Below are 8,371 nucleotides of genomic sequence, written 5' to 3'. Positions count from 1 at the left end.
CTGATCGACGAGGACCGCCGCAAGGTCTCGGTGCTGGACGATCAGGAGGAGGTCGCACGGCTGTTCGGCAAGTACAACCTCGTCGCCGCGCCGGTGGTCGATCCCGACAACCGGCTGGTCGGCGTCATCACCATCGACGACGTGGTCGACGTCATCGAGGAGGAGGCCGACGAAGACCTCAAGGCGCTCGGCGGCGTCACCAGCGACGAAGAGTTGTCCGACCGAGTCTGGACCATTGCGCGTGGCCGCTTCAACTGGCTGCTGGTCAATCTCGCCACCGCGTTCCTGGCCTCCTCGGTGCTAGGCCTGTTCGAGGGCCAGCTGCAGCAGATGGTGGCGCTGGCGGTGCTGGCGCCGATCGTCGCCAGCCAGGGCGGCAACGCCGCGACCCAGACCATGACGGTGGCGGTGCGGGCGCTGGCCACGCGCGAACTCGGGCCGTGGAACGCGATGCGGGTGGTGATGCGCGAGGCGACGGTCGGCCTCGTCAACGGCGTCGGCTTCGCGGTGATCACCGGGCTCGCCGCCTACGCCTGGTTCGGAGTCGCCGGACTCGGCGTGGTGATCGCGCTGGCGATGGTGTGCAATCTGGTCGCCGGCGCGCTGGGTGGCATCCTGATCCCGATGGCGCTCGACCGGGTTCGCGCCGATCCGGCAGTCGCGTCCGGAACTTTCGTGACCACCGTTACCGACGTGGTCGGCTTCTTCTCGTTTCTCGGCATCGCCACGCTGTGGTTCGGGCTGAAGTAAGCCCTTTATCGGGGTATTAACGTCGCCGGGTGGAACCCGGTGCCTCGTAATCGCAGATGATTGGATTCGCGGTGGTCGGAGTGCATACTCCGCGTCAGCGAGTTTGCGTTGCCGACTGCGAGGCCGAAATGCAGTTCGTGGAAGCTCATGGCGCAAAGATTCCCGCGATCGGGCTCGGTACCGGCGAGCTGAGCGGCCATGCGTGCGCCCGGATCGTCGAGCAGGCGCTGCGGATGGGCTATCGTCACGTCGACACCGCGCAGATCTACAACAACGAACGCGACGTCGGCGAGGGCATCCGCAACGCTCATGTGCGTCGCGGCGAGCTGTTCGTCACCACCAAGGTCTGGACCACCCACTTCGCGCCCAACGATCTGCTGCGCTCGACCAAAGAAAGCCTGCACAAGATGCGGTTGTCGGAAGTGGATCTGTTGCTGCTGCACTGGCCCAATCCGCAGGTGCCGCTCACGGAGACGCTCGGCGGCCTCGCGCATGCGCAGGAGCTCGGCATGACGCGGCACATCGGCGTTTCGAACTTCACGGTGGCGCTTTTGAAACAGGCGGTGGCGGCGTGCCCGGCGCCGCTGGTGTGCAATCAGGTCGAGTACCATCCGTTTCTCGACCAGACCAATGTACGCGCCATTTGCGCCGAACTCGGCATTGCGATGGTGGCCTACAGTCCAATCGCCCGCGGCCAGGCGAAGCAGAACGAGATCCTGACTCATATCGGTGCCGCGCACGGCAAGACCTCAGCGCAGGTGTGCCTGCGCTGGCTGGTGCAGCAGAACGTGGCGGCGATCCCGCGCAGCTCGCGTATCGAGCGTCTGTCGCAGAACATCGATGTGTTCGACTTCGAGCTCAGCGACGCCGAGATGCAGCAGATCTTTGCGCTGCATCATCCGGAAGGCCGGCTGGTCCACAGCACCACCGAGCCGGAGTGGGATTGAGGCGACATCGCACCGGATTGACCTCGCCGGAGGAATCCCGCCACCTCGCGAGCCTCGGCTGTCGCGGGTGACCTATGTTTTTCGTCCTGTCCAAAGTTGTTGGATTCTTCATCCATCCCTCCAACCTGATCGCGACGATCTGTGTGGCGGGGCTCGTCCTGCTGCTGACGCGGTGGCGGCGGGCAGGGACGCGCATTCTGGCGACCGGCGTGGTGCTGCTGCTGATCGCCGGCTATTCGCCGCTCGGCAGCGTGATGCTGTTGACTCTGTCGGAGCGCTTTCCGCCTTGGCAGTACGCCGGCAAGGCTCCGGACGGCATCATCGTGCTCGGCGGCGCACTCGATTCGGATGTGAGTGCCGCGCGCAATTCGGTGGAGCTGGACTCGTCGGCCGAGCGCGTCGTCGCCGCGCTTGAATTGGCGCGGGACTATCCGCAGGCGCGGATCGTTTATAGCGGCGGCAGCGGCAATTTGCTGGCCGACTCGGTTCCCGAGGCGCCGGTCGCGGCGGAACTGTTCGAACGGTTCGGCGTGGCGAAGGAGCGGCTGTTGCTGGAGCGGCGCTCGCGGACCACCGCCGAGAATGCCCGCTTCACCCGAGAACTGGTTTCGCCCAAGCCGGGTGAACTGTGGCTGCTGGTGACCTCGGCGTTTCACATGCCGCGCTCGATCGAAGTCTTTCGCGCTGCCGGTTTCGACGTGGTCGCCTATCCGGTCGACTGGCGGACCCGCGGATGGCAGGACGCGGCGCAACCGTTCAATCGGCTCAGCAGCGGGCTGGCGCGGATGGACGTCGCCGCGCACGAATGGGCGGGATTGCTGGCGTATCGGCTGCGCCATCGCAGCGACAGGCTGGTACCGGCGCCTTAGCTACCCTCGGCTGTTCAATCGGCCGGGATGAAGCGCAGCGTACCGGCCCGGCGCGTCGGCTGGCCGGTGTCGTTGGTGTGATTGATCCCGTCCATCACCGGCACCTCGGCGAAATCGAACGGGCTCACCCCCTCGAGGCAGGCGACGTTGACGGCGTAGAGGTTCTGGTTCGAGCGGCGCTGGTGATGGGTGTAGATGCCGCAGCGTGAGCAGAAAAAGTGCTTCGCCGTGCCGGTGTGGAAGCGGTACGTCGTCAGCGCGTCTTCGCCTTGCAGAATCTCGATCCCGCCCATCTCGGCCATCGCCACCACGGCGCCGCGCATCCGGCAATACGAACAGGTGCAGCGGCGGATCGAGTCGAAGCCCTCGCTGAGTGTCACTTTGAAGCGAACCGTGCCGCAGTGACAGCGGCCATTGCAAACCCTTGCCTTGTCCGTCATCCGGCTCACGCGTCCCTTGCAGCCACTCGTGCTGGTAGCCTGCAAGGTTAATCAGGACAACCGACAGCAGTTCGTAGCTGCTCTGCGGGGATCGGCGCTCTAGTCGTGCCGCGGCAGCCCGAGGCGGTAGACGCCGCGGAAGTCGTTCGGATCAGCCGGCTTGCCCTTGCGATAGATCACCAGCCGGCCGGCCAGCGCCAGTTCGACGGCGGCGCGGCGGATCGGCATCAGCAGGCGGTGCCAGTCGCCTTCGGGTGCGATCGCATGCGCGATCTCCGGCGCGCTCAGCGTGCCGGAGCCGGCTTTGGTCAGGACCGAGAGGAGGGCGTCGTGCAACGACGCCGGCGCAGCGCTTGGCGAATCCGGAGTATTCATCGCTCACACCTGCCGCATTGCGCAGCTCACCGCAACCGCCACCAATTGACAGCGCGCCCGCCGCCGCGATTGAGTAACGCGACGCCGCACTGAATCGGCTGCTTGGAGTTCATCGATGACGCGCACGCTGGTGATCGGCAACAAGAACTACTCGTCCTGGTCGATGCGGCCATGGATCGCCTTGAAGGCGACCGGCATCGCGTTCGACGAGGTGATGATTCCGCTCTACACCGGCGATGCCGACAAGCGCCGCATCCTCGCCTTTACGGATTCCGGCAAGGTGCCGGTGCTGGTCGACGGCGACGTCACCATCTGGGACTCGCTGGCGATCATCGAATACGCCGCGGAACGCTTCCCGAAAGCGCAGCTCTGGCCGGACGACGTCGCCGCAAGGGCTCATGCGCGTTCGGTCTCGTCCGAAATGCATTCAGGCTTTGCGGCGCTGCGCAGTGAATGCGGCATGAACATCCATCGTCCGGTCGCACCGAAGCCGCTGTCCGATACGGCAAAAGCCGACATCGCGCGGATCCAGCAGATCTGGGCGGACTGCCGCCAGCGCTACGGTCGGACCGGGCCGTATCTGTTCGGCGCCTTCAGCGCCGCCGACGCAATGTTCGCGCCCGTGGTGCAGCGTTTCCGCACCTACGCGGTCGAGCTGGATCCGATTTCACAGGGATACGTGGCGGTGATGCAGGCGCTGCCGGCGGTTCGCGAGTGGACCGAGGCGGCGCTCGCCGAGACCTTGGTCATCCCGCGTTTCGAGACTGATTGAACCGGGTTCCGGCAGCCGCCTCGGCAGGCGGTGCCCAGGAGCCGGAATTTACGCCTATCACGCTGAAAAATCTGCAAATTCGGGTCGGAGCCATGCCCGCAACTCACTGGTCAGTGGAGGGCTCCGCGTGCTATACGCCCGGCGGGGTTTCAGCCGGTCGTTCTGGGGATTTTTTGGCAGCCGGCGTTCTCGTGGCGCATGGAGTAGAGCGTTGAAGCACAAGTTCGTGGTGGGTGAGAACGTATATTTTACCGCCAGCAATGTTGCCCGTCCGGCCGCGGGCGGAATCTACGAGATCATCCGACTGCTGCCCACCGACGGCGCCGACTGCCAGTATCGCATCAAAAGCTCGTCCGAAGCCTTCGAACGCGTGGCCAAAGAGAGCCAGCTCACCGTCTGCTGACGGCCGCCACGCGGCCGTCTCCCCGTCACCAGGCGGGCCAGCGGAACCCGAAGTTGCCATATTGCGCTGAGCTTGCGCGCATTTTCGTCGCAAATCCGTGTTGATTTGAGCCGGATACGCGTAAGGGGACAACGCGCATGGACTGGGCTTCCGGGGCGGCCACGGCCGACCACATTCTGCATTCGCCAAATCTGCCGATCTTGGCCGCGATTGCCGCGTTTGCGGTCTTCGCTCTGGTCCTGATGATCGCGCTGCTGCGGGCCGATCGATCGGTGGCCAATGCGGTGCTCGGGGTCATCACGCTGCTGGCGGTGGGTGTCGCCGGCTTCGCGACGTGGCGGCCGTTCCCCGACAGCGCCCCGCCGTCTCTTCGCAGCACCGATGCCAGCCGCTCGATCGGCGCGATGCCGGCGCTTGCCTGCGTCGACGATCTTGCCGGTGACGCCGTGCAGGCGGCCTGCGAGCGGGCGCTGTTCGGCGCGCCGGAGACGATCGCTGCCGCGGTGTCCTACGCGTCGACTCGCCTCGCTCAACTGACGGCGCTTGGAGATGTTGCGGCGGCCGATAAGCGAATGACGCCGGAGATCGATCGCCTGCGCCGCTCCATCGAGCGCGACCGCTATGGTCTGATCGCCTATGTATTGGCGGCCCAAGAGCGTTGCGTGCCGGACGACTGCGCCGCCTACAAGTCGCTGACCGACCACAGCCGCATCGCCGCGAACATGAACGAGCACGCCTACGAAATGGCGGTGACCCGAGCCTCGGCATCGTGGCAGGGCGCGACGGGCGGGGCGCTTGCGGCTGCAGCGCCGACCGTGCCAGAGCCACCCAGCGGCAAGCCTGTGAATATCGATTACGCGACCTCCGCGTCGATTCCGCCGATCTCGATCATGACCGAGCCGGCGCAGCCTGCACCCAAGCCCGCCGCGCCAGCCGTGGCCGCGCCCGCTGGGCATGCCGCGAAGCGTCCGCCGGCTGCCGCCAATGCCCAGGTGCAGACCAGCGCCCCCGCGCAGGCGAACGGGCAGGCGCCCGCGCCGGTCAAGCGCGCTGCTCCGCCGAAACCGAAGCCCGCCGCTGCGCCCGTGCAGCTTGCGCCCGCGCAGCCGAATTCGGATAACTGAAAGCGAGACTTCCTCGCATTCAGGATCGTTCGGACATCATGGCGCTTCATCTGATCAAGCTGGCGGTCGGCTGCGAGTCGGTGAAGGAACTGACCAGCCGCGTCGCCGAGCGTGCCCGTCTGGCGCAGGCACAGGGGCTGCCGCGCCAGCACTTCCACATCACCCGCATGGTTCCGAAGCGCGATGCCGAAGTGCTCGATGGCGGCTCGCTCTACTGGGTAATCCGCGGCGAGATCGCGGCGCGCACGCGGCTGATCGGCATCGAGCCGTTCCGCGACGCAGAGGGCATCGGCCGCTGCCGCCTGATCATGGAGCCGAAGGTGCACCCGGTCAGCCCGCGGCCGATGCGGCCGTTTCAGGGCTGGCGCTACCTCGCCGCGGCCGACGCGCCGCCCGACCTCGGCAAGGCCGCCGAAGGCATTGCCGCGATGCCCGAACCGATGCGGCGCGAGCTGCGCGAACTGGGATTGCTGTAGCGCTTCCTGATCACAAGGCCCGTCATGCCCGGGACGAGCCCGGCCATGACGGCGCGGTGAGGCGAAGCGAACTCGTCAGCTCACACCGCGATGTTGTCGATCAGCCTTGTCGTGCCGATCTTGGCGGCGACGAGCAGGCGGATCGGGCCGTCTTTGCGAGATCGGATCGGTGCCAATGTCTCGGCGTGGCGGGCTTCGAGGTAGTCGAGCGTGAATCCGGCGCTGGTGATCATTTCGCTACCGACCTTCAGCGACGCCTCGACGGTCTTGCCGGCCTTCAGCAGCTTCGCCACTTCCTTCATCGCGCGGTACAGAATTGGCGCGATCTGGCGCTGTTCTGGCGAGAGGTAGACGTTGCGCGACGACATCGCGAGTCCGTCGCGCTCGCGCACGGTGGTCGCGCCGATCACCTTGACACCGGTGTCGAGGTCGGCGGCCATCCGCGTCACCACGCGGAGCTGCTGATAATCCTTCGAGCCGAAGATTGCGAAATCCGGCCGCACCTGGATGAACAGCTTGCCGACCACGGTTGCGACGCCGCCGAAAAAGTGGGGACGGAAGCGGTCTTCAAGGCCCGCGACGGCTGGGCCGTCGACGCCGATGCGGCTGGCGAAGCCGTCCGGGTACATCGACTTCACGTCCGGATTCCAGATCAGATCGACGTTCTCGGCGGCAAGCTTGGCGGCATCCGCCTTCCAGGTCCGCGGATAGGAACCGAAATCCTCGTTCGGCGCGAACTGCGTCGGGTTCACGAACACGGACACCACCACCTTGTCGGCGCGGCGCTTGGCGAGGCGTACCAGCGAGATGTGGCCGTCGTGCAGGGCTCCCATGGTCGGTACCAGTGCCACCGTGGCGTTGCGGCGGCGCAACTCGCCGAGGGCGCGGCGAAGGGCAGGAACAGTTCTGGCGACGACGGGAGGACGGGACATGACAACTCGCAAGCGATGAGGGAGAGGACGGCTGTGCCGTCAGGACTTCGATCTTATCAAACGAACTGTTCCACCGCCAAGCCGAACCGGATTTCCAGCGCCCGGAATGGCGTATCGAGAGGTTACGATTCATGATGAAGGGCGATCGGGATTGATCCTGCAGCGCCTGTACGCAATTTGCTTGACCGGCGGATGCGGACGCTTCGAAGATATCCGCAAAGGGACAGCGATGCTTCTACAGGCGACCCAAGCTCAGTCCGGCGCGGCGCACGTGATCGTTCTCGGCAACGAGAAGGGCGGTTCGGGCAAGTCGACGCTTGCACTCCATATCGCTGTGGCGCTGCTCAAGGCCGGGCAACGCGTCGCCAGTATTGATCTCGACTGCCGACAGCAGAGCTTCACCCGCACGATCAACAATCGTCGGCAATGGGCGCGCCATACCGGCGCTGATCTCGAACTGCCGCATCATCGCTGCATCCAGCTTGGCGAAAGCATGCAGGTTGCCGAGAACGAACAGGCCGAGTTCGAGCAGTTCGCCGAAGCGGTGGCGGCGGCCGAGCAGACCTACGATTTCATCGTGATCGATACGCCGGGCGCTGACAGCTACCTGATGAGGCTGGCGCATTCGATGGCCGACACGCTGGTCACCCCGATCAACGACAGCTTTCTGGATTTCGACGTGCTCGGCCGCGTCGATCCGGCGACGCTCGCAGTCACCGGTCCAAGTCACTACGCCACGATGGTTCAGGACGCGCGGCGCAACCGGCGCCAGCTCGATGGCGTCGATACCGACTGGATCGTCGTGCGCAACAGGTTGTCGACCATGGCGTCGCGCAACACTCAGTTCGTCGCCGCGAGCCTGAAAGACCTTGCCCGGCAGATCGGCTTCCGGCCGCTCGACGGGATGGCCGAACGTTCGGTGTATCGCGAGTTCTTTCCGAGGGGTCTCACTGCGCTAGACGATCTCACCGCGGCAACGCTCGGGACGCGGCCGAGCATGGGGCATGTCACCGCGCGTGAAGAGGTCGGGGCGCTGCTGCGACAATTGCGACTTCCGCTCGACGAACGCGGTCGCCGCCGTGCCGCGAATCGCGCCGAGTGGTTCGCGCAGGTCGATAAGCCGCTCGAACTACACGACATCGTCGGCGCGTAGCACGGTCGCGGTTATCCCCACCTGCTGCTATCTGGTGCTTTGGTAGTAATCCGCGAAAAGCGCCGAAAAGTCTCTGCTGTGCATCAGCCGAGCAGGGTGAGCAGATGCTCGCCACGGCCCATCTGACGAG

The 8,371-nt window shown here is 65.6% G+C and carries 11 protein-coding genes; 8 read left to right on the top strand and 3 right to left on the bottom strand.

Annotated features, from left to right (window positions below):
- From ACOJTD_RS15400 to ACOJTD_RS15390, 3 genes are all read left to right on the top strand, one after another.
- The coding region (locus ACOJTD_RS15400; RefSeq protein WP_420133769.1) for a magnesium transporter at positions 1-750 on the top strand (750 nt) is incomplete at its 5' end.
- A 128-nt stretch (positions 751-878) separates the two neighbouring features.
- Positions 879-1,697 carry an aldo/keto reductase gene (locus ACOJTD_RS15395; protein WP_420133768.1) on the top strand — a complete coding sequence of 273 codons (819 nt, stop codon included), beginning with the start codon at positions 879-881 and terminating at the stop codon, positions 1,695-1,697.
- 74 nt (positions 1,698-1,771) lie between these two features.
- Positions 1,772-2,566, top strand: coding sequence for a YdcF family protein (locus ACOJTD_RS15390; RefSeq protein WP_420133767.1), 795 nt, complete (start codon positions 1,772-1,774; stop codon positions 2,564-2,566).
- Between the two features lie 14 nt (positions 2,567-2,580).
- On the opposite strand, the gene ACOJTD_RS15385 is transcribed toward ACOJTD_RS15390, so the two are convergent.
- Entirely contained in the window at positions 2,581-3,006 is a 426-nt protein-coding gene (locus ACOJTD_RS15385; protein ID WP_420133766.1) for a GFA family protein, read from the bottom strand.
- Positions 3,007-3,105: 99 nt separating this feature from the next.
- On the bottom strand, positions 3,106-3,381 hold the full coding sequence (locus ACOJTD_RS15380) for a DUF3253 domain-containing protein (protein WP_420133765.1): 276 nt from the start codon (positions 3,379-3,381) through the stop codon (positions 3,106-3,108).
- Positions 3,382-3,496: 115 nt separating this feature from the next.
- Between ACOJTD_RS15380 and ACOJTD_RS15375 the strand changes: the two genes are divergently transcribed.
- The 4 genes from ACOJTD_RS15375 (at position 3,497) to ACOJTD_RS15360 (ending at position 6,156) form a co-directional block, all read left to right on the top strand.
- Positions 3,497-4,153, top strand: a complete 657-nt coding sequence (locus ACOJTD_RS15375; RefSeq protein ID WP_420133764.1) for a glutathione S-transferase family protein — start codon at positions 3,497-3,499, stop codon at positions 4,151-4,153.
- A gap of 211 nt (positions 4,154-4,364) precedes the next feature.
- Complete coding sequence (locus tag ACOJTD_RS15370) at positions 4,365-4,556, top strand: hypothetical protein (protein WP_420133763.1); 192 nt, start codon at positions 4,365-4,367, stop codon at positions 4,554-4,556.
- A 137-nt stretch (positions 4,557-4,693) separates the two neighbouring features.
- Entirely contained in the window at positions 4,694-5,680 is a 987-nt protein-coding gene (locus ACOJTD_RS15365; protein ID WP_420133762.1) for a hypothetical protein, read from the top strand.
- A 38-nt stretch (positions 5,681-5,718) separates the two neighbouring features.
- Positions 5,719-6,156, top strand: a complete 438-nt coding sequence (locus ACOJTD_RS15360; RefSeq protein WP_420133761.1) for a DUF1489 family protein — start codon at positions 5,719-5,721, stop codon at positions 6,154-6,156.
- An 80-nt stretch (positions 6,157-6,236) separates the two neighbouring features.
- Here ACOJTD_RS15360 and panC read toward each other — a convergent pair whose 3' ends face one another.
- On the bottom strand, positions 6,237-7,088 hold the full coding sequence (panC, locus tag ACOJTD_RS15355) for a pantoate--beta-alanine ligase (protein WP_420133760.1): 852 nt from the start codon (positions 7,086-7,088) through the stop codon (positions 6,237-6,239).
- Positions 7,089-7,317: 229 nt separating this feature from the next.
- Here panC and ACOJTD_RS15350 point away from each other — a divergent pair, with 229 nt between their 5' ends.
- On the top strand, positions 7,318-8,241 hold the full coding sequence (locus ACOJTD_RS15350; RefSeq protein WP_420133759.1) for a division plane positioning ATPase MipZ: 924 nt from the start codon (positions 7,318-7,320) through the stop codon (positions 8,239-8,241).
- Positions 8,242-8,371: the final 130 nt, after the last annotated feature.

The sequence above is a fragment of the Rhodopseudomonas sp. genome (assembly GCF_048594845.1).
Classification (GTDB): domain Bacteria; phylum Pseudomonadota; class Alphaproteobacteria; order Rhizobiales; family Xanthobacteraceae; genus Rhodopseudomonas.
Note: the sequence above shows the minus strand (reverse complement) of the source record. Positions and strands in the feature narration are given on the sequence as shown.

Bases quoted from the DNA above. Each gene is read 5' to 3' on its own strand.
- ACOJTD_RS15395 (WP_420133768.1), top strand. From the start codon at position 879: ATGCAGTTCGTGGAAGCTCATGGCGCAAAGATTCCCGCGATCGGGCTC.
- ACOJTD_RS15390 (WP_420133767.1), top strand. From the start codon at position 1,772: ATGTTTTTCGTCCTGTCCAAAGTTGTTGGATTCTTCATCCATCCCTCC.
- ACOJTD_RS15385 (WP_420133766.1), bottom strand. From the start codon at position 3,006: ATGACGGACAAGGCAAGGGTTTGCAATGGCCGCTGTCACTGCGGCACG.
- ACOJTD_RS15380 (WP_420133765.1), bottom strand. From the start codon at position 3,381: ATGAATACTCCGGATTCGCCAAGCGCTGCGCCGGCGTCGTTGCACGAC.
- ACOJTD_RS15375 (WP_420133764.1), top strand. From the start codon at position 3,497: ATGACGCGCACGCTGGTGATCGGCAACAAGAACTACTCGTCCTGGTCG.
- ACOJTD_RS15365 (WP_420133762.1), top strand. From the start codon at position 4,694: ATGGACTGGGCTTCCGGGGCGGCCACGGCCGACCACATTCTGCATTCG.
- ACOJTD_RS15360 (WP_420133761.1), top strand. From the start codon at position 5,719: ATGGCGCTTCATCTGATCAAGCTGGCGGTCGGCTGCGAGTCGGTGAAG.
- panC (WP_420133760.1), bottom strand. From the start codon at position 7,088: ATGTCCCGTCCTCCCGTCGTCGCCAGAACTGTTCCTGCCCTTCGCCGC.
- ACOJTD_RS15350 (WP_420133759.1), top strand. From the start codon at position 7,318: ATGCTTCTACAGGCGACCCAAGCTCAGTCCGGCGCGGCGCACGTGATC.